The sequence below is a fragment of the Hyphomicrobium sp. genome (genome assembly GCF_019753045.1).
GTDB lineage: Bacteria > Pseudomonadota > Alphaproteobacteria > Rhizobiales > Hyphomicrobiaceae > Hyphomicrobium_B.
Genome location: NZ_JAIELN010000012.1, coordinates 93,701 through 113,572, shown reverse-complemented (window position 1 = coordinate 113,572; position 19,872 = coordinate 93,701). Strand labels below are relative to the sequence as shown.

The 19,872-nt window shown below is 60.9% G+C and carries 14 protein-coding genes; 7 read left to right on the top strand and 7 right to left on the bottom strand.

Annotation, left to right across the window (positions count from 1 at the left end):
• Nucleotides 1–140: 140 nt before the first annotated feature.
• Entirely contained in the window at nucleotides 141–2,084 is a 1,944-nt protein-coding gene (locus tag K2Q04_RS14620; protein WP_291165207.1) for a malonate decarboxylase subunit alpha, read from the bottom strand.
• 282 nt (nucleotides 2,085–2,366) lie between these two features.
• On the opposite strand from K2Q04_RS14620, the gene K2Q04_RS14615 reads away from it, so the two are divergent.
• Nucleotides 2,367–3,818: an MFS transporter gene (locus tag K2Q04_RS14615; protein ID WP_291165205.1), complete on the top strand. Its 1,452-nt coding sequence runs from the start codon at nucleotides 2,367–2,369 to the stop codon at nucleotides 3,816–3,818.
• A 118-nt stretch (nucleotides 3,819–3,936) separates the two neighbouring features.
• On the opposite strand, the gene K2Q04_RS14610 is transcribed toward K2Q04_RS14615, so the two are convergent.
• The gene (locus K2Q04_RS14610; RefSeq protein WP_291165534.1) at nucleotides 3,937–4,458 is read right to left on the bottom strand and encodes an S-adenosylmethionine decarboxylase; all 522 of its coding nucleotides are present in this window, start codon (nucleotides 4,456–4,458) and stop codon (nucleotides 3,937–3,939) included.
• 275 nt (nucleotides 4,459–4,733) lie between these two features.
• Nucleotides 4,734–7,082, bottom strand: a complete 2,349-nt coding sequence (locus tag K2Q04_RS14605; RefSeq protein WP_291165202.1) for an AsmA family protein — start codon at nucleotides 7,080–7,082, stop codon at nucleotides 4,734–4,736.
• A gap of 290 nt (nucleotides 7,083–7,372) precedes the next feature.
• Here K2Q04_RS14605 and K2Q04_RS14600 point away from each other — a divergent pair, with 290 nt between their 5' ends.
• Nucleotides 7,373–8,098, top strand: a complete 726-nt coding sequence (locus K2Q04_RS14600) for a thermonuclease family protein (RefSeq protein ID WP_291165199.1) — start codon at nucleotides 7,373–7,375, stop codon at nucleotides 8,096–8,098.
• Nucleotides 8,099–8,109: 11 nt separating this feature from the next.
• Here K2Q04_RS14600 and K2Q04_RS14595 read toward each other — a convergent pair whose 3' ends face one another.
• Together K2Q04_RS14595 and K2Q04_RS14590 are read right to left on the bottom strand one after the other, a co-directional pair.
• On the bottom strand, nucleotides 8,110–9,804 hold the full coding sequence (locus K2Q04_RS14595; RefSeq protein WP_291165196.1) for an SDR family oxidoreductase: 1,695 nt from the start codon (nucleotides 9,802–9,804) through the stop codon (nucleotides 8,110–8,112).
• 13 nt (nucleotides 9,805–9,817) lie between these two features.
• The gene (locus K2Q04_RS14590; protein ID WP_291165194.1) at nucleotides 9,818–10,693 is read right to left on the bottom strand and encodes an OmpA family protein; all 876 of its coding nucleotides are present in this window, start codon (nucleotides 10,691–10,693) and stop codon (nucleotides 9,818–9,820) included.
• Here K2Q04_RS14590 and K2Q04_RS14585 point away from each other — a divergent pair.
• The gene (locus K2Q04_RS14585) at nucleotides 10,679–11,731 is read left to right on the top strand and encodes a hypothetical protein (RefSeq protein ID WP_291165192.1); all 1,053 of its coding nucleotides are present in this window, start codon (nucleotides 10,679–10,681) and stop codon (nucleotides 11,729–11,731) included. The two genes, K2Q04_RS14590 and K2Q04_RS14585, sit on opposite strands and share 15 nt — an antisense overlap.
• A 182-nt stretch (nucleotides 11,732–11,913) precedes the next feature.
• Here the strand turns inward: K2Q04_RS14585 and K2Q04_RS14580 are convergent, their stop codons facing one another.
• On the bottom strand, nucleotides 11,914–12,675 hold the full coding sequence (locus tag K2Q04_RS14580; protein WP_291165191.1) for an FCD domain-containing protein: 762 nt from the start codon (nucleotides 12,673–12,675) through the stop codon (nucleotides 11,914–11,916).
• Nucleotides 12,676–12,853: 178 nt separating this feature from the next.
• Between K2Q04_RS14580 and K2Q04_RS14575 the strand changes: the two genes are divergently transcribed.
• The 4 genes from K2Q04_RS14575 (at nucleotide 12,854) to K2Q04_RS14560 (ending at nucleotide 18,335) form a co-directional block, all read left to right on the top strand.
• The gene (locus K2Q04_RS14575) at nucleotides 12,854–14,497 is read left to right on the top strand and encodes an L-lactate permease (RefSeq protein WP_291165189.1); all 1,644 of its coding nucleotides are present in this window, start codon (nucleotides 12,854–12,856) and stop codon (nucleotides 14,495–14,497) included.
• Between the two features lie 96 nt (nucleotides 14,498–14,593).
• A complete protein-coding gene (locus K2Q04_RS14570; RefSeq protein ID WP_291165187.1) occupies nucleotides 14,594–15,046 on the top strand; it encodes a 2Fe-2S iron-sulfur cluster-binding protein in 453 nt (150 codons plus the stop codon).
• A 2-nt stretch (nucleotides 15,047–15,048) separates the two neighbouring features.
• Nucleotides 15,049–17,409: a molybdopterin cofactor-binding domain-containing protein gene (locus tag K2Q04_RS14565; protein WP_291165184.1), complete on the top strand. Its 2,361-nt coding sequence runs from the start codon at nucleotides 15,049–15,051 to the stop codon at nucleotides 17,407–17,409.
• A gap of 335 nt (nucleotides 17,410–17,744) precedes the next feature.
• Nucleotides 17,745–18,335, top strand: a complete 591-nt coding sequence (locus K2Q04_RS14560) for an HdeD family acid-resistance protein (protein ID WP_291165182.1) — start codon at nucleotides 17,745–17,747, stop codon at nucleotides 18,333–18,335.
• Between the two features lie 72 nt (nucleotides 18,336–18,407).
• Here the strand turns inward: K2Q04_RS14560 and K2Q04_RS14555 are convergent, their stop codons facing one another.
• Nucleotides 18,408–19,391 carry a zinc-dependent alcohol dehydrogenase family protein gene (locus K2Q04_RS14555; RefSeq protein WP_291165179.1) on the bottom strand — a complete coding sequence of 328 codons (984 nt, stop codon included), beginning with the start codon at nucleotides 19,389–19,391 and terminating at the stop codon, nucleotides 18,408–18,410.
• Nucleotides 19,392–19,872 lie beyond the last annotated feature (481 nt).

Below are 19,872 nucleotides of genomic sequence, written 5' to 3'. Positions count from 1 at the left end.
TGCACCCGAGGAAATGAAGTCGCGAACAAATGGCGACGAGCCTCACATCCATCAAGTCCCGCACAGCACTGCGGCGCATTCCAGGCATGCATCATCGTTCGGCTAAATTTGCCGAACAATGACGATTTGCAGGCTGACGGCTATTCCGCCGCTTGGCGCTGAAGGAAGCCGTACGCTTCAGCTGCGTTCGCGAAGACGTGCGTATCGAGCCCGCGCCGTCTCAGCGCTTCCAGCAGCTTCTGCCGGGTAAGCGCACTCGTCGCATAGCGGGCGGAGCGGCCATAGTGGTGCTTCGTAACGTACGCGACCATATCGGCGTATTCGTCGTAGAGATCCTCGGCGATCCGGCAGCTGGCCTGATTGATGACGACATTGACGCGGCCGCCGATTGCCTCGCAGGCATCGATGATCACCTGCTTCAAGTCGGCGATGTCGTCCTTCTTGCGGACGCTCCAGCCTTCGAGATCGAGGTTGAGGATCTTCTGCTCGGAATCGAAGCTGACGCGGTCCTTGAGGTTCTTGTTCAGGAGATCGGCCAGCAGATCCATCGGCTGGTCCATGAAGATCCGCGGGTTCATCGTCACCGGCGAATGGATGTGCGGCTTGAACGCCATGTGCGCAAGGATATCCCGATCGATATCGATGCCGGGCGCCACTTCGATCAGTTCGAGGCCATGATCGGTCAGCTGGAAAACGCAACGCTCGGTGACATAGATAACGGGCTGCGCCTTCTGTGCCGCATACTGGCCCGAGAACGTCACCTGCTCGACCTGCTTCACGAACTTGCGTGCGCGTCCTTCCTTGACGATGCGCAGCTTGCCGTCCTCGATCGCGACTTCAAGGCCGCCGGCAGTGAACGTTCCCGCGAAAACGACAGCGCGTGCGTTCTGCGAGATATCGATGAAGCCGCCGCAACCGTTGAGCTTGCCGCCGAACTTGCTCGTGTTGACGTTGCCGAGACTGTCGCATTCCGCCATGCCGAGGCACGTAAGATCGAGACCGCCGCCGTGATAGAAGTCGAACATCTGGTTCTGATCGAGGATCGAATGCGCGTTGGCCGATGATCCGAAGCTCGAGCCGCCCGCCAGCACACCACCGACCGCGCCCGCTTCCGTCGTCATGACGAGGTAGGGCGTTACCTTCTCTTCGTTTGCGACGTTTGCAACGCCGTCCGGTGCGCCGACGCCGAGATTGATGACGCCGTTCGGCGGCAGCTCGAACGACGCGCGGCGCGCGATGATCTTGCGTTCGTCGAGTTCCATCGTCGGCAGGCTGTCGACGGTCACGCGCACTTCGCCTGCAAGACCCGGGTCATACATGACGCCGTAGTTCATGCGATGCATCTCGGGCGGATCGGCGACGACGACGCAATCGACCAGAATGCCCGGAACCTTTACGTCTTTCGGCTTGATCGAGCCCTCGGCGACGATGCGCTCGACCTGAGCGATGACGATGCCGCCGTTGTTGTGCGCAGCCATGGCCTGGGCCAGCACGTCGAGCGTCAGCGCTTCTCTTTCCATGCTGAGATTGCCTAGCGGATCGGCGCTCGTCGCGCGGATGAGAGCGACGTTGATCGGGGTCGCCTTATAAAACAGCCACTCTTTGCCATCGACCTCGACGAGCTTGACGAGATCCTCTTTGGTCTTCGTGTTGACTTTGCCGCCGCCGAGGCGCGGATCGACGTAGGTATGAAGGCCGACGCGCGTGAAGAGACCGGGGCTACCCGATGCGCAGCTGCGATAAAGTTTGGAGATGACGCCCTGGGGAAGGTTGTAGCCCTGAATTTTGTCCTCTTGGGCAGCCTGCGCAACCTTAGGCATGCGCCCGAAGTTCGCGGCGATGACGCGCTTCAACAGGCCTTCGTGATGGAGCCGGCCAGTACCGAGCCCTTTGCTGTCGCCGGCGCCTGCGCACATGATCAACGTGAGATCGCGCGGCGCTCCTGTCTCGACGAAACGTTTCTCGAGGGCGGCGTGCAGCGCTTCCGGAATGCAGCTCTGGACAAAACCCGTTGTGGCGACAACAGCGCCTTCGCCAATGCGGGCGATTGCTTCGTCAGCCGAAATGATCTTGCTGGTAGACATGCGATGCGTTTCCCCGAGTCACAGTCCAGGCTTCGATGAGACTTCGAGCGGTCCCTGTAGAGGCCGTGCTGTTGTTTTGTTTTATGTCGGACACCGGATTGTGAGCCGGACCGCCATTCGCGCATAGCTTAGCTCGAATGGGCATGCACCACTCAAGGGGGTAATAGGCCCCTATCCGAGGGGTGGCGAGGGGCTTATGCCGCACCTTTCTGCAATTGAGGCCTGCATAAGCCGCACGCCGGAAAGGCTGGCCGGGCAGCGTTAGGATGCTAGACACCCGCCATGACCGAACAGATCCGACGCAACTTCATCCCCCTGATCGTGGCCACGGCCCTCTTCATGGAGAACCTGGACGCGACGGTGCTTGCGACCTCGCTCCCGGCGATAGCTAAGGATCTGAACGCCAATCCGATTCACCTTAAACTCGCCCTGACGACTTATCTCCTGGCGCTTGCCGTTTTCATCCCAGCGTCGGGCTGGATGGCGGATCGCTTCGGCGCCAAGAACGTCTTTCGCGCTGCGATGGTGGTGTTCGCGGCTGGCTCCATCGCCTGCGGCCTTTCGACGGATCTCGGCACGCTCGTGGCAGCCCGCATCCTCCAGGGCATCGGCGGAGCGATGATGACCCCGGTCGGCCGCCTGATCGTACTGCGTACGATCCCGAGGTCGGACATGATCAACGCCATCGCCTGGTTGACCGTACCGGCCCTCGTCGGACCCGTCCTGGGGCCACCTCTCGGCGGCTTCATCACCACGTATTTCAATTGGCGCTGGATTTTCTGGATCAATATTCCGGTCGCGCTTCTCGGGCTCGCGCTGATCACCCGCTTCATTCCGGACGTGCGCGAGGAAACGTCGAGATCCTTCGACTTGCGCGGCTTCCTGTTGATCGGCCCCGGTCTGTCGCTGTTCTTGACCGGCGTCACGCTGATGGGCCTCGGCATCGTCGGGCCCGAGACGGTGTTTCTGGTCACGGCCGCCGGTGCGGTGCTGCTCGGTGGTTATGCTTGGCATGCCTTGCGTGTGCCGGCGCCGATAATCGATTTCCGGTTGCTTGCTATCCCGACGTTCCGCGCGGGCGTTGCCGGCGGTTTCCTGTTCCGCACCGGCCTCGGAGCAGGTCCCTTCCTGCTGCCGCTACTGTTCCAATCGGGATTCGGCATGACGGCGTTCCAGTCGGGGCTGATGACGTTCGCGACCGGCGTCGGCGCCATCTTCATGAAGACGCAGGCCGCCACGATCATCAAGCGTTATGGCTTCCGGCGCGTGCTAATGGTGAACGCCATCATCGCGAGCTTGTTTACTGCGTTCCCGGCGCTGTTCTCTGTCACGACCTCGCCGGTCATGATCATAGCCCTGTTCCTGATGGGCGGCCTGTCGCGCTCGCTTCAGTTCACGAGCGTCAACACGCTGGCTTACGCGGACGTACCGCCCGAGAGACTGAGCAACGCGACGAGCTTCGCCGTCGTCTGTCAGGAGTTGTCGGGCTCGGTCGGCGTGACGATCGCTGCGATGGGGCTCGAAGGCATGCAGCACGTTGCTGGAGGCAGTGCCATCGACGTCGGACATTTTCCGCCGGTCTTCATCTTGATCGCACTCGTCTCGGCGTCGTCGATCCTGTTCTTCAGGCAGCTGTCGCCGTCAGCGGGCGCTTCGCTATTGCCGACGGATGCGATGAAGGCGGCCGAACCGCCGAAGGAAGTGGCGCGCCTCAGCGAAGGCCACGTCGGATAAATTCGATGAGTTGAAAGCCGGAACCGGCCAAGCATGAAATCCGCGAACGGCCAGAAACCGCGATCGGAGAGTTCCGATCGCGGCCACTATCGCTGGTCTTGAAGAGAGCGAAGCGGGTTTAAGCCGCTTTCTTCGCTTGGGCCTTCTGGCGCTGAACCTTGCGCGGTGCTCTTGGCACAACGCGAAGGGCAGGCACGGTCAGGGTGGACAGCGTCCGTTCCCGCCGGATGACAGCCTCGCGCGCGCCGAACGCTTCAGCGAGAGCGAGCAAAGCGGATGCCGGCTGGAGTCCGGCACAGCCGCGCGCGTCGACGGAGGCAAAGCCGGTCCGCGAGCAAGCCTGCAAGGACAGGTGCCCGGAGCCCAAGACCGCGACACCCGACACGCCGCCGCCAGCGACGCGATCGAGGTGGAGGCTCTTGAGCTTGAGGCCCAAGCTCTCGACGGCACGCTTTGTCGCACGCTCGGCCGACTTGACGTCGTCGAGGCGCTTGGCGCCGTGGAGATCGATAAAGATCGTAGTCCCTGCACTATTTACGCTTTGTTCAGTAGAGGGACTCGTCGAGTCTTCTACTTCCGTGTTGAACGCAGCGCGCGAAAAATCTTCCTCTTGGGCGGTGCTTGAACGAGTCAAGTCCATCCCCAATTGGAAGAGGGTGTCATTAAAGGCCATGTGACCCTCCCCAACCAGCAGATAGGTTTGACTCGCCCGCTCCTTACCTCATTGGTTCTGGAAAACCTCGACCATGTTGGCAGGTGGACAGACGAGAGAGGGTGCATATGAGGCCAACGCCCCCCCTACGCAAGATCTTTTTGACCCCTATGCGGATTTTTTTTCGCGCTGATGTTCCATCAACTTAACCGAAGATAAAACAACACGCCGAACGAGCGAACGAAGCGCGACAATCGAGCAGGTCACTGGGCCTCTTTGCCGAGGAACTTGTTCAGCAGATCCTTGGCTTTCTTCTTGTTGGTCGCAGCGCTGCTCGTCGGATCTTCGTCGGCCTTTTTGCCGAAGAGCTGATCGACGATTTCGTTGGCATTCTTGCCTTTGAACTTCTTGCCGATCTGCTTGATCGTCTCGACGGTCTTGTCCTGATCCGACAGCACGGCTTTGAAATCGGGCCGGTAGGAAGGCTGGTCCCAGGAGCCGGTGATGTGGACCGGAACTTCGATCCCTGACGCCTCGGAGTTCCCCTTCTGCGGCTCCGCCGCTGCGACGAGTTTCGGCCTGACCGTATAATCGATCGTTCGCTCCGGCATGTGAGCGGTTCCCGCGCCTGTCACCTTCAGCATCGGGCTGATCAGCTGTAGGTCCTGGTTCTGCGCAACGCCGTTGGTAATCGTGAACGAGGCGCCGAGCGCGGTGAAGTCGGTCTTTTCCGAAGGTGACGTTCTGAGCGCGCCCAGGTTGCCTTGCGTGAGCCCGTGTATGGCGCCGGGCAGATTGAAGCCGACAATGGCGCCGTCAGCGAATTGGAAGCCGGCCGTTCCGTTGAGGCTTTCAACCAGCTGCAATTGGTTCGCGCCGTTTGCCGAGAGCTGCAGGGCGACATTGGCGTTACCCGAAACCCAGCCGAAATTTGCAGCATCCTTGAGGAACGGAAACGCCGAAACGTTGTCGAGTTTGAAGTTGGCGGTGACGTCGGCGTTGCCTCCCGATCCATTGATGGCAAGGACGCCGCTGCCGTGCCCCTTGTAAAGCGCGACATCATTGAATTTCGCCTGCATGGCGAGGTTTTTGACTGCAACGTCGACGGATGACTTGCCGATCGACATATTCTTGAAATGAAGCTTCTCGACGCTCACGCGGGCACTGCCGTCGGCGACGCCGAGAAGGGTCAGGTTCAGAGGCTCGCTCGACCATCCCTCGCGCTGCGCGAAGCCATAAACTTTCGAGCCTTCCAACAATTTTTGGATCTGATCCGGCGTCGCCGGTGTTGGCTGCTTCGGCGCAACCGGCGACTCCGGCGCTGGCGCCGCTGGCGTTGCCGCACTCTTGCCTTGCCCCTCGTCCGCGACAGGGCCTGCTTCCCCGCCGGTTACCGCGCTCGTCAGATACTTGTTGAGATCCAATTCCGAGACGGCGAGATCGGCCTCTACCAACGGCCGGACGCCGCCGGTCGTCACCTTGATCTGTCCGCTGGCGGCAGCGCCGTCCAAACTGAATGCGGCGTCCGAAAACACCGTCACGTTGCCGGCTGTCTTCAGCGTTCCCTGGATCGACATCGGGCCGAAGCCGCTAACGGGCGGCAGCTGAGTGCCGAACCATGTGGCAAGCCCGCGCGTCGAATTCGATTGCGCCGAAACTTTGCCGTCGAGGGTAGCCCCGTCCTTGAGGATGACGCCTCCCTCGTAGGAAGCTGTGATCAACGAGTTCCGGGCGTTGAAGGAGAGTTGCGTCGGCTTCTCGGTGGCTATCGCGCGGACGTCGGCGACTTTGCCGTCGAAGTCGAGCCGCTGGTCGCGCCAGACGAGATTGCCGTTCGCGACGAGCGGGCTTTGAAGAGACGGAAGCCCGAGCGTGACGTTGAGTTGCGAGACTTCCGAAATTTTCCCCGTTCGGTCGTCGGTGAAACGGAACGTCCCATTCTCCAACCTGACGTTTTCGATTTTCAGATCGGCCGCATCGGTTCCCGAGCCGCCGGCTTCCGCCATCGCGATCTCTATCGGAGCAGTGTCGCGCTGCGTTCCGCGCATCTGCAACTCAGCGAGCCGCGTCGGCGCGGAGCGGGCCGCGAACTTCCAGTTTCGGCGGCCTTCTTTATCGATGCGGAGGTCCAGCACAGGGCTCTTGAGCGTCACCGCGGTGATCTTCGGTTGACGCTCCAAAAGCGTCATCGGATCGAGGCTGGCCTCAAGCGCTTGAGCATTGAGGAACGGGCCGTCCATTCCGGGCGGCCCCGAGAGCGACACGTCTTTCAATGAGAGACCCAGCACCGGGAAGAATGTGAAGGACGCCCGTCCGGCGATGATGAGATCGCGGCCGGTCCGTGCCTTCACCTCTTCGGCGATCTTCTGCCGGATCAGGTCGCTGGGCGGATTGAGAAGAAGGTAGCCGATGCCCGCACCACCCACCGCGACGATGAAAAGCAGCGCGTAGAGGATACCCGTCCAGAGGCCGCCCCGTCGTGCCGGCGGCCCCCGGCGCCCACCCCCACCGCCCGGCGGCGGAGGCGTGCGGCGTGGACCTGAACCGAGGGGAGCGCGCTCGAAGCTCGGCCGTATCGTCGGCAGCGGAGGCGGCGCGGGAGTGTAAGGCATGCAGTCCTCTTAAGAGCGGCGAACGGGCCGCGTAATGCGGGCCGAAATATCGCTGCGAATTATGTCACTTACGGGCCGCTCACTCCTGCGGCGCAAGGTCAAAGCGCTCCGGGCGCCCGCTGTTCTGTGGGTGAACCAGTCTATCGGGGCCAAGCGCCCCTCTCACATTTTCAAATCGCCTCCTGACGTCTCGTCGCTTTTAGCGCTCATGAGGAGAATCGCTTATGGGTTGCATAATTATAACACGCTATCGCCAAGGTTGCGCCGCATCCATCATTCAGGATCGACCCATGCCAGAATTGTCTTTCTCGTCTCGACTATCGCGCACTTGCCTTCAGGCAGGTGCGCTTTTTCTCCTGGCACTTCCGCCAATTGCGGCCCTCGCTGTGACGGGCCCGGAGAATGGCCAGCCGGCGATCGTCTCGGGCCCAGGCCGAGTCGTTGACGGCGATACGCTCGACGTCGGGCAGACACGCGTTCGTCTTGAAGGCATCGACGCGCCGGAGTTGACGCAGACATGTCAAACGGCGACCGGAGCGATGTGGGAATGCGGAAAGGCTGCCGCGGCGATGCTGCGGAAATTGGTCGAACACAAAGAGATTGCCTGCGACCGCACTGGCACTGATCGCTATCACCGGACGCTCGCGACGTGCTTCGTGGATGGCATCGACATCGAAGACGCGATGGTGCGCGCCGGGCTCGCCTGGGCCTTTGTGAAATATTCGACCACCTATGTCGACGTCGAAGCCCAAGCGCGCCTGGAAAAGATCGGCGTTTGGCAAGGACAGGCGCAAGCGCCTTGGGATTACCGTCGTAACGAATGGCAAGTCGCCGAAATCGCCGCTCCGAAAGGTTGCGCGATCAAAGGCAACGTTTCGTCCCGCGGCCGCATCTATCACATGCCGTGGGGGACCTGGTACGACAAGGTCCGAATGGACGGAGGACACGGCAAGCGCTGGTTCTGCTCCGAGGAAGAGGCAACCGCAGCCGGCTGGCGGCCCGCATCGACCAACTAGTCGGCGCCCACCTACCCAGTACATGACGATGCGACCGAAGTCTGCTTGAGAGCGTGACTGGTCTTCGGCTCGAGCCAGCCGCGATAATGCGCCAAGAGCCCGATGACCGGCAGTCCGATCGCAACATCGAAATGAAAGCGGCCGTCCTCGCCCACGAATTCGCGAGTCTTCGATGTCGGCGCAAGCATGAGCGGCAGTCTGATCCGGCCAATGCGCCAACCGGCAACGGGCATCCGAACCTCAATGCTGTCGGCGTCAATCGCCATCAGGATCTCGATCGGCCCAAAACGTTCGGAAACGACGTTCCTGCCTTTGTGCGCAAGCCGAGAAGCAAAGCGCTGGCCATCGAAATTCCGTTGCCAGATTTCTTCGTCTCCGGTGCGATCCACTGTAACCGTTACGTCGACGCCGCGCGCTGGGGACGGCAAGCCGAAGACAGCCCTCAGTAAACGTCCGGCGATCGAGTTCGAAGCGTCGATGTCGGCTTTGCCGGCCCAGACTGGCGGCGCAGTCTGATCGTGAAAAGCTCGAATTGCGCTGGGTAATCGCCGGTAGGCGTCTTCCCCGCACGCCAACGCGAGAAGGCAGGTGTCGCCTCCGCTTTGTATGGTGCGCGTCGTCGTGAGCGACGGCCGCGTCATCTCGGCTTCGATTGCAGGGAGCGGCAAGGCCGCAATCCCGGCACCAGTTTCGCTCTCGCCGCGAAGCAGCGATCGCGTCAACGCAACAGCCGGAAGAACTGGAACGTCGGGACCTGCCCCTTTCTCGGCATGAAGAAACCAGCGAGCACAAATTTGCCGGCCGCCCGCGTCGAGCCCGGCGCACGTGATCGTCATGCCTCCGCGATCGGTCGCAAAGAGGCGCGTTACCCGCCGCGCCTTCCCAAGAAGTGGCGCCAAGGTCTCTGGCCGTGAAATCAACCCGCGCCGTCTCAGCTGCGCGAGAGCGACAAGTCCGAAATGTTCGATGCGGGACTCAAGTCCCGCGCTGAACGACACGCGCGACGCGACGTTGAAGCGGTGCTGCATCAGGGTTGCGTCCGCCGTCTCCACCGGCGACAGGTAACGAGTTCCGAGCCGCGCGATCTTTGCGCGGGTGACGCTGCCCCATCCGGATATCTCCCGTTCCACACCCTCTTCGTAGACCGTGATCTTCGCGCCGGTGTACGAGAGAATTGCGCGAATGACGGCTTCGCCGACGTCACCGGCGCCACCGGGCAAAATCGCGATGTCGACGCTGTCGACGCGCTGCCATCCATCGGTCACGTCCGTGACGACGGCCATCGACAAGGCGGGCGTCGAACTCGCGCCTGCACGCGCGACGACGCCCGTCTTCCGGGCCGCCGCGTCAAGCGCGGCGCTGAAACCGAGAAGGTAGTCGCGGGCGTCGGCGAGATCGATCCAATGCGCACCGAACCCAATTGCTGCGCGCGCAAGATCGTAACCGGTCGACTGGAAGGGCCCCGAAGCGTCGATGACAAGCCACGGAGATAGAGACCCGAGCCGCGCGATGCTCGACGCGTCGTCCCGGTCAAAAGAAAAGGGGGTGATGTGCTCACCCCCTTCTAGCGTCTTCGCGAAGTCTCGAACTCGCTCCTCACTGCGCGATGTCAGCGTGAGCTCGACATCCGGAATGGTGGCGAGGCGCCGTGCAAGCCGCCGTCCGAAGAAGCCAGTCGCTCCTATCAGCACGATCCGGCGAAGCACGGCTTACTCCGAGTTAGTCCGGATACCGGCTCGGCGGCGGAGGCGGTCCATTGTCACGCGACAGAAGCGGCGTGATGCGCCGGACCGCAACGCGACGGTTGAGCCGTTCGGGAGCCTGGGTCGGCACCTTCAGGTATTGCTCGCCATAGCCCTGCGTGACCAGGTTTTCGAACGGCACATTGAACTGCTCGGACAACACCTCCGCGACGGACTCGGCGCGCCGGTCCGACAGTGAGAGATTGTCTTCCTCCGATCCGACGGCATCGGTGTAGCCTTCGATCATGAAGACCTCGTTGGGATTGCGGTCGATGACTCGGTTCATCCCACGCGCGATACGTTCCAGCTTGCGGTATTGGCTCGGATCGACATCCCACGAGCCGAACTCGAAGGTGATGTCGTCGAGATCGATACGACGCATGCGGTCGCGAAGGCCGACCGTCGCCCGAATCTCATCGAGCGAGTAGCGGTCGTCGTAGTCGTCGACCGGCGGCGCGCTGAGGGCTTCATACAGATCGTCATCGTTCGCACGACCGTAGTCGACGATATACTTATCGCGCGGAATTCTGACGCGCGGCGGCGGCACATCGAGGATGGAATTCAGGATCGCAGCTCCGGCCACGACGCCGATGCCGATCCCGACGCCCGTCGCGACGCCTTTGCCGAAACCATTTCCGTGGCGGCGGCGGTTGTCGATGATGATGACATCGCGTCCATCCGGCCCGCGGCGATACCGCCGGAGCAACTGGCCATTGGAGTCGGTCTCCGAATAGACCCGGTAGCCGCCGGGCCGATCGATGATCGAGACGTTCGAGCCGCCTTGTCCCTTCTCGAAGCGGGCGTTCGGTGCCACGCGCCGCAACCGCTCGGTCTCATCGTGCTGGATGACCATGCGATTGTTCTCCTTGAAGATCCGGCGTTTGCCCGGCTCTTCGATGACAACGCCTTTGCCACCGTCGATTTTGACCTCTTTGCGCTCGCCGCGCATCGTTTCGAACCTGCGTTTTGCGTCAGCCGCAGAGAGTGGTTGGCGTGGCTGGCCGAAGTTGGTCGCCTGCGGCGGCTTGCCGTTCGGATTGTCGAAAGGCCGATTTTCGCGGCGCGGATCCCGTCCACCGAACTCCTTCTGAGGGCCGTTCGGATTGTCGACGAAAGGCCGATTGCCGGGGTTGTTGCCTCCAGCGTTTGGCCCTTGGTTTTGTCCCTGATCCCGTCCGCCGAACTGCTTCTGCGGGCCGTTCGGATTGTCGACGATAGGCCGATTGTCGGGGCCGCTGGCACCGGGATTTGGTCCCTGATCTCGTCCGCCGAATTGCTTCTGCTGGTCCCGCTTGTGTTTCTCTTTGTCTCGACCGGGATTGCCGAACTGGTTGTCGAAGTTTTGCGGTTTGGTGTTGGGCAACTGTTGGGGTTGCTGCTGCGGGTTCATCTGTTGCGGTTTGACGAATGCATTCGGATTGCCGTTAGGCTGGTCACCGCCAAACTGCTTGCCCGGTCCATTCGAGCCCGGTTCCCGATCCCTCCGTCCGACCGCCCGGTCCTGCCGCTCTTGCTGCTGTTGCCACTGCTGGGCCTTCTGGCCGCGGTCCTGCCGGCCGCGATCCTGCTGACCGCGGTCCTGTTGACCCTGCTGCATCCGATCCTGCTGACCGCGGTCCTGCTGACCCTGCTGCATGCGATCCTGCTGACCACGATCCTGCTGACCCCGCGGGCCGCGATCCTGACCGCCGCGATCTTCGTTGCCGCGGCGCCTTTGATTGTCGTCCTTGCCCCTGTTGTCGCCGTTGTTGCCCGGCCACTTCTGTTGATCGTCGGCTCGAACGAGTGTCGGCGTTGCGGCCACTGCTGCCAAAAGCGATGCTCCAGCCAAGATCGCTTGTCGGGTAGATTTCATGTTGTTTCCTCGGATTATTGCTGCGTCCCCGTATGACGCCGCGAATCGATATAGCCTCGACGTTCTCTTTAGTTGCAAATTCGGCGAATGCCTCAATTCGACGAAGCCGAAGCTATCGCTTCGACGATGAGGGATAAAGGCAGCGATATGAAGCCCGCGTGAATAGGTTGCGGCGAAATAATGGCGTCCGAGTTATATTGACGCTTCGAGCTGCCTGATCAGCCTGCCAGGAAATCGCGCCTCCGCGCGCGAAGCAGCGACGTATCGAGCCGCGCGCTCGCCCTCTGGATTTCCGCAACGGTGTCAAACACGAAGCCGATATGATCGGCCGCCGCCGTTTCCGCGCGCTCCGGATCTCCTGAGAGGACGGCCTCGCCGATTGCGAGGTGCTGCGCCAGAAGTTTCTCGCGGACGCCCGCCTTCAAATACAGGTTCTTCCGGTTGAAGAAGATATTGTTTCGAAGAAGTTCGCTGAGCGCACGCATCACGTGCAGTACGACGAAGTTGTGCCCAGCTTCGTAGACGAGCATGTGCAATGTCACGTCGGCTTCCGCTTCCTGCGCTGGATCCTCGAGCTTGTGAGCTTTGCGCATGTCGTCCAGGCAGGCTCGAATGGCCGCCCTTTCGACGTCCGTCGCCCGAAGCGCAGCATCTCGCGCGGCCTGCGCCTCCACACATTTGCGAAACTCGAAATAGTCTGTGAACGCCTGTTGGTTGCCGCGATAGAGGTTCGCCAGCGGCGCCATGATCGGCGACAGGAACTGGGCGACGAATGTTCCGTTCTTCGAAGATTTCAGCAGTCCGCGTCGCACGAGCTTATCGATGCCTTCTCTCAGCGACGGCCGCGACACGTCGAGCTTTTGCGCAAGCTCGCGCTCCGGCGCGAGTTTCTCGCCCGGACGAAGTGCGCCCTCGAGAATGAGCTTCTCGATTTTCGATGCGATTGCGTCCGCGATTTTTGGCGTACGTACGGCAAGCATTGTGCCTGATCCCTGTGGTAATGCGCCCAATTCTAAACCGGCGTGCCCGCGGATGCCATTATCTATTTCCGTTCAGCTATATGGCTCGCTGATTTGACCATTCGCCATCACTGGTATAAAAAATTTACCAGAAACACCGCTGCAGTCTAGCACCGCGATGTTGAGGGGCACGGGTCGTATGTGGTCGCAAATATATGACCCTTTTGCCAATATGCCGTTGTCCGCAGTCGTGGCCATCATTCCAGTGGTCGTCCTGCTTGCAGGTATCGGCCTCTTCGAATTGCGCGCCCACATCGCCGCTCTCCTTGGCCTCGGCGCGGCCCTGCTGGTCGCCATCCTCGCCTATGGAATGCCGGCGAAAATGGCCGGCATGGCCGCTGTCTATGGCGCGGCTTTCGGCCTTTTGCCGATCGGCTGGATCATTCTGAATGTCATTTTTCTTTATCGCCTCGCGAGCGAAAAAGGCGAGTTCGACGTCCTGCAAAAATCGATCGGCGCGATAAGCAACGATCGCCGGCTGCAACTTCTGTTCGTCGCGTTTTCATTCGGCGCGTTCTTCGAAGGCGCCGCCGGCTTTGGAACGCCCGTCGCGGTGACGGCTGCAATGCTGATCGGCTTGGGCTTTCCGCCGCTCGCCGCGTCGGGCCTGTCGCTGATCGCCAATACCGCACCCGTTGCATTCGGCGCGCTCGGGACACCGCTCGTGGCGCTGGCTGCCGTCACCGGGCTCGATCTCTACGAGTTGAGCGCGACCGTCGGCCGTCAGCTTGCGCCCTTTGCAGTCATCGTTCCGTTCTGGTTGATTTGGGCCTTCGTCGGTTTTCGCAAAATGATCGAAGTCTGGCCGCCGATCCTCGTCGCCGGAGTTTCCTTCGCGATACCGCAGTATCTCGTCTCCAATTTTCACGGACCATGGCTGGTCAACGTCGTCGCCTCGCTCGTTTCGATGGCGGCTCTCGCGCTCTTTTTGCGGGTCTGGAGCCCGGCCGTTCCGATGACCAAGCTGCCGAATGACCCCGTTCCGGAAAAGCCCCTCGCGCCGGCGGCCGTCTCTCATTCGCTGGCCGTTATAGGCCGCGCATGGACGCCGTGGATCATTCTCGCGGTCTTCGTTTTTCTTTGGGGAACGCCGCAAGTCCGCGCCGCGCTCGATGGAATTTGGATACAGAAGATTCCGGTCATGGGTCTGCACGAACTCGTGCAGAAAATGCCGCCCGTCGTTCAATCGCCGCACGCCGAAGCCGCAATCTTCAACGTCAACATTCTGTCCGCCACGGGAACAGGTATTCTGATTTCTGCGATCATCTCCGGCATCTTCTTGGGATACAGTCTCGGCCAACTCGCGCGGATGTACGCCAAGACCATCTACGTGGTCCGCTACTCGCTTTTGACGATCTCGTGCATGATGGCGATTGGCTTCATCACGCGTTACTCCGGCAGCGACGCAACGCTCGGGCTGACGCTTGCTCACACAGGATGGGCATATCCGTTCTTCGGCACGCTCATCGGCTGGCTCGGTGTGGCGCTGACAGGATCGGACACATCGTCGAACGTATTGTTCGGCGGCTTGCAGCGGATCACGGCTGAACAGCTCGGCATCAATCCGGTCCTTATGGCAGCGGCAAATAGCGCGGGCGGCGTCATGGGCAAGATGATAGATGCGCAATCTATTGTGGTCGCCTCGACTGCCACCAAATGGTACGGGCACGAGGGGGCGATACTTCGTTTTGTGTTCTTCCATTCACTCGCGCTTGCGACGCTCGTCGGACTACTTGTCATGGCGCAGGTGTACCTTTGGCCATTCACGCTACTCGCGCCGTGAAGAAATCTTGAAAGCAAGTTGCGCTCGCGTTCGCCGCGAGCGGAAATCCATTGAAGTCTGAAATTCGAACACGCGAACTAGAAGGAGAGTATGGGTATGTCATCCATCACGATAAACGGCGAAGCTCACGAGTTCAGCGGCGATCCGAACATGCCGCTGCTCTGGTATGTCCGCGACATGCTCAATCTGACTGGCACGAAATTCGGATGCGGTGCAGGCGTCTGCGGCGCATGTACGGTTCATCTCGATGGCGTTGCTGTCCGTTCGTGCCAGACGACGCTCGGCGAAGCGGCCGGCAAATCTGTCACGACGATCGAGGGCTTGAGCCCGGATGGGGAGCACGCCGTCCAGCAGGCTTGGCGCAAGATCAGCGTGCCGCAGTGCGGCTTCTGCCAGGCTGGACAGATCATGCAGGCAGCTTCGTTGCTCGCCAAAAATCGCGCGCCCTCCGACGCCGAAATCGTCGAGGCCATGTCGGGAAACATCTGCAGGTGCGGATGCTATCAGCGCATTCACGAAGCCGTTCGTCTTGCTGCGGGAGGGGTCTGATCATGCTGCATTACCTCAAAACCGAAGTAGATACGGAAAACGTCCAGAGATTCGACGCCGAGATATCGAACGTCAGCCGCCGCGGTGTGCTTGGCGGGTTGTTGACGGCGACGGGCTTGGTGCTCGCCGTTCGCATTACGCCCGCGAGCGCGAGAGAAGCCCTGAAACCCTACCCCACCGGCGGTCTCACGATGCCGGACGGCGTCGTCGCCGATCCGCATGTGTTCATCGCCATTGCGCCCGATGGTGCCCTGACGATCGTCACGCACAGAAGCGAGATGGGCACCGGCATCAGAACGAGCCTTCCTATGGTCGTTGCCGACGAGATGGGCGCCGACTGGTCGCGCGTGACGCTCGTGCAGGCGCCGGGCGATGAGCCGAAATACGGCAACCAGGACACCGACGGTTCCCGAAGCATGCGCCATTTCATCCAGCCCATGCGTCAATGCGGGGCCGCGATGCGCCAAATGCTGGAGACCGCGGCCGCAGCCAAGTGGAAGGTCGACCCCACGCTCTGCCGCGCACGCAATCATCAGGTGGCGCTGCTCGACAAGGAAGGAAAGGAAACAGGCAAGGTCCTGGGCTTTGGCGAACTCGCCGAAGCCGCGATGGCGGTCCCGGTGCCGGCTCCCGAAACGATCCTCTACAAGTCGCCGAACGAATTCACGTTGATGGGGAAGGGCGAAGTCCAGATCGCGGATTTGCGCGACATCACCATCGGCAAGGCGGGCTACGGAGCCGACACGCGTTTGCCCGGTATGAAGTTCGCCGTCATCGCTCGTCCCGCTGTTCTCGGCAGTAAGGTGAAGTCCTACGACGCTTCGGCAGCGCTCAAGGTGCCGGGCGTCGAGGCCGTGCACGAAATCGAAGGCGTGTTCACGGTCCCGCGCAAGTTCGGACAGCTGGGCGGCATCGCAGTCGTCGCCAACACCACGTATGCAGCGCTGCAAGGTCGCGAGGCGCTGACGATCGAATGGGAAGACAGCCCCAACACCAGTTACGATAGCGCTGCTTACGCGGCAGAAATGTCGGCGACGGCAGCAAAGCCCGGCAAAGTTCTGCGCAACCAAGGTGATCCCGACGCGGCATTTGCCAACGCCAAGGACGTCATTACAGCCGAATATCACGGCCGACATCTCGTGCAGGCACCGATGGAGCCACTTGTCGCCATCGCTCGCATCGTCGACGGCAAAGCTGAGATCTGGGCACCGGTACAAAGCCCGTACGGCGCACGGAAGGAAATCGCCGAAGCTCTGAAAATGCCGATTGAGAATGTGACTGTACACGTCTCGCTTCTTGGCGGCGGCTTCGGACGTAAGTCGAAGTGGGACTTCATGCTCGAGGCCGCACTGCTTTCGCAGAAAATGGGCGGCAAACCGGTGCTCGTCCAATGGACGCGCGAGGACGACATTCAGCATGCGTTCTATCACACGACCTCCGTCGAGCGTATCGAGGTTGCGGTCGATGGTGCAGGCAAGGTCTCCGGCTGGCGGCACCGCACGGTCGCGCCGTCCATCGTCTCGACGTTCAAGCAGGATGACGGCTACCAGTTCCCGATCGAATACGGCATGGGCTTTGTCGATATGCCGTTCGATATTCCAAACATCCGCTGTGAGAACGGCCAGGCGATGGCGCACACGCGCATCGGCTGGTTCCGCTCGGTCTCGAACATTCAGCGGGCGTTTGCCGCGCAGTCAGTCGTCTGCGAAGTTGCCCACAAGCTAGGTCGCGACCCGAAGGACTTCCTTCTCGAGCTCCTCGGTCCGGACCGCGAGATTGATCCGAAGACAGCGGGCTTCCCCGACGACTTCTGGAACTACGGCGAGCCCTACAAGGAATTTCCAATCAACACGGCGCGCCTGAAGAACGTCGTCCGCGTTGCGGCGGAGAATGCAGGCTGGGGTAAGGCGTTGCCTCCGCGTCAGGGCCTCGGGATAGCAGTCCATCGCGCGTTCGCGAGCTATGTCGCGAGCGTCGTCCATGTCGCGATCGATGACGACGGAACGATCCGTGTGCCGGAGGTGACGTCGGCGATCGATTGCGGCTTCCACGTCAATCCCGAGCGCATCCGTTCGCAGATGGAGGGCGCTGCCGTCATGGGCATGTCGAACGCGCTCTACAGCGGCATCACCTTCAAGAACGGCGCTGTGGAGCAGTCGAATTTCACCGACTACGACGTGACGCGGATGAGCAATTATCCGCAGAAGGTCTCGGTGCACATCATCGATGCGCCGTGGGGCGTCCATGCCGGTGGCGTCGGTGAACCGGGCGTCCCGCCGTTTGCGCCTGCGCTTGCCAATGCCATCTTCGCGGCGACCGGCAAGCGGCTCAGAAATCTGCCGATGGGCGATAAAGTCGCCTGATAGAAAATCAGCTCGAAAATCAGAGGCCCGGCGGCGAGGAGCTGCCGGGCCTCTGTCATTCTGACGTGCACGGCGGAATTCCGGGTTGCTCTCTGCGAACGTTCAAAGTCGTCGCGCCAAGCTCCGTTGAGCGGCATAGCGATAATTGCAACGACAACTCATTTCATGTCACGATCGACGATTGCGTCCGCGCATTGCCAACCAGCGGACCCATCGGGGAATTTCCCTCTGCTGGTCATAAGAAATTCACGACGTGTCGGCTCTTAAAGCACGACAACGGATTTTGTCGTATTGTCTGCATTGATTTCTCACTCCAACAATGGGGAGTATGACAAATGGCATTCAATCAATCCGACATTCGCAACTTGAGAATGGAATTTGCGTCGGCGCTCCACGCAAACTGGAAGCTCTATCTGTTCGAAGGCATCGTGCTGATCATCCTTGGCGCGGCCGCGATCATCATTCCGCAAGTGGCGACTTTGACCGTTGAGCTTTTTATCGGCTGGCTTTTGCTGTTCAGCGGCATCGCCGGCCTATTCACGACCTTTTCCGTCCGTCCGATGCCGGGCTTTTGGTGGTCGCTCATTTCGGCACTGATCGCCATTGCAGCGGGATTGGTCCTGCTCTTCTGGCCAATATCGGGGATGATATCTCTCACGCTCGTCCTGATTGCCTTCTTCATCATTGAAGGCATTTCCTCGATCATGTTCGCTACCGAACATCGCAATGAATTGCCGGGAAGCTGGTGGGTGATGCTCTTGAGCGGTATCGTCGATTTGGTGCTCGCTGGGTTGATCTTCTTTGCCCTGCCGTCATCCGCGGCTTGGGCGATCGGCCTGTTGGTCGGCATCAATCTCGTATTCGGCGGATTCGCGTTGTGCGCCATGGCGCTTCAGGCTCGTAACATCACGCCGACGTCCGCATAGAAGGGAAGTTGACGGCGATGTTTCGGATACCTTCTTAAAGGCGGCCGCGAGGGCGGCACGGCCAAACCGGCTCTAGGGAACGAGCACGGCCGCCCCCGAAAAGCGTCCCGCCTTAAGATCCGCCAACGCTTCGTTCGCGCGCTCCAGGGGATAAACTGTCGTCGTGGTGCGGACTCCGGCTTTGGGAGCAATCGCAAGAAACTCCTTGCCGTCCTGGCGAGTCAAGTTGGCGACGGATCGAATGTCCCGCTCTTCCCAGAGCAAGTAGTAAGGGAACGTCGGGATGTCGCTCATGTATATGCCCCCACACACGACGCGGCCGCCTTTGCGAACGGTTTTGAGTGCTGTCGGCACGAGTGCCCCGACCGGCGCAAAGATGATCGCCGCATCAAGAGGGTCTGGCGGCGCCGCGTCCGTGCCGCCGCTCCATCGCGCACCAACCGAGAGAGCGAACTTTTGAGCTGCTTCGTCGCCGGGCCGGGTGAACGCGTAGACTTCCCGGCCCTGCCAGTTGCACACCTGCGTGATGATGTGCGCCGCCGCTCCGAATCCGAAGAGACCGATCCGCGCTCCCTCGCCGGCAAGACGTAGGGAACGCCAGCCGATGAGCCCGGCGCACAGTAAGGGCGCAGCCGCGACGGGATCGTCGAAATTCGACATCGGGAATGCAAAATCGGCATCCGCGATTGTATGCGTCGCGAAACCACCATCGCGCGTATAGCCCGTGAAGAGCGGGAAATCGCAGAGGTTCTCCTGTCCGCTCGCACAATAGTGGCAGTGTCCGCAGACGTGGCCAAGCCAAGGCACCCCGACCCGATCGCCAACGCGATGATCCGTCGTGTCCGGACCCACGGCATCGACGATGCCGACGATCTGATGTCCGGGAATGATGGGCAGTTTCGGAAACGGCAAATCGCCGTCGACAACGTGAAGGTCCGTCCGGCAAACCGCGCATGCTTCGATACGAATGCGAATTTGGCCGCTTTGCGGAACAGGATCGGGCCGCTCTTCGAGATCCAGCGGTTGCCCGACGGCGCGGAAGACCATGGCTTTCATCGGTCAAATCTTTCGAAGCAGAATTTGGCGGATGTTCGCCTTCTTAAGACGATTCCAATTGACGCCACAAACCGCGCCCGCGCTATGGGCATTTCGGACAACTCCCCCTGACGGTTTCGACAGTTGATTAGGGTTGCAGATGTGAGACCCTGATCAAGCCAGCGACGCTCCGTCCGCGCGTTGGCGCCAGATAGCGGGCGCCTCGATGCTCTCCCAAACCGAGGCGCCCGCACGTGCGTCTTGGCCTGACGCCAAAATCACCGCTCGACGGAATATTTGATCAAAGCCCCAAAAAGTTTTGTCCGGCAAAACGTATGCCCCGCGCCCTGTCTTCAGGACAGGTAGCGAATCCTTGCCGGTTTGTTTCCAAATTGAGCAGCATTTTCGCGTCGCCACTGTCGTTCCGATCAGGTTCTTAAACGATCCTTCTTCGTCATTGTCCCTGAGCAGCAAAAACGAGCCGAGCAAATTGCCTTGCTTT

Excerpts from the sequence above, each read along its gene's own strand:
- K2Q04_RS14620 (WP_291165207.1), bottom strand. The coding sequence starts at position 2,084 with ATGTCTACCAGCAAGATCATTTCGGCTGACGAAGCAATCGCCCGCATT.
- K2Q04_RS14615 (WP_291165205.1), top strand. The coding sequence starts at position 2,367 with ATGACCGAACAGATCCGACGCAACTTCATCCCCCTGATCGTGGCCACG.
- K2Q04_RS14610 (WP_291165534.1), bottom strand. The coding sequence starts at position 4,458 with ATGGACTTGACTCGTTCAAGCACCGCCCAAGAGGAAGATTTTTCGCGC.
- K2Q04_RS14605 (WP_291165202.1), bottom strand. The coding sequence starts at position 7,082 with ATGCCTTACACTCCCGCGCCGCCTCCGCTGCCGACGATACGGCCGAGC.
- K2Q04_RS14600 (WP_291165199.1), top strand. The coding sequence starts at position 7,373 with ATGCCAGAATTGTCTTTCTCGTCTCGACTATCGCGCACTTGCCTTCAG.
- K2Q04_RS14590 (WP_291165194.1), bottom strand. The coding sequence starts at position 10,693 with ATGGTCATCCAGCACGATGAGACCGAGCGGTTGCGGCGCGTGGCACCG.
- K2Q04_RS14580 (WP_291165191.1), bottom strand. The coding sequence starts at position 12,675 with ATGCTTGCCGTACGTACGCCAAAAATCGCGGACGCAATCGCATCGAAA.
- K2Q04_RS14575 (WP_291165189.1), top strand. The coding sequence starts at position 12,854 with ATGTGGTCGCAAATATATGACCCTTTTGCCAATATGCCGTTGTCCGCA.
- K2Q04_RS14570 (WP_291165187.1), top strand. The coding sequence starts at position 14,594 with ATGTCATCCATCACGATAAACGGCGAAGCTCACGAGTTCAGCGGCGAT.
- K2Q04_RS14565 (WP_291165184.1), top strand. The coding sequence starts at position 15,049 with ATGCTGCATTACCTCAAAACCGAAGTAGATACGGAAAACGTCCAGAGA.
- K2Q04_RS14560 (WP_291165182.1), top strand. The coding sequence starts at position 17,745 with ATGGCATTCAATCAATCCGACATTCGCAACTTGAGAATGGAATTTGCG.
- K2Q04_RS14555 (WP_291165179.1), bottom strand. The coding sequence starts at position 19,391 with ATGAAAGCCATGGTCTTCCGCGCCGTCGGGCAACCGCTGGATCTCGAA.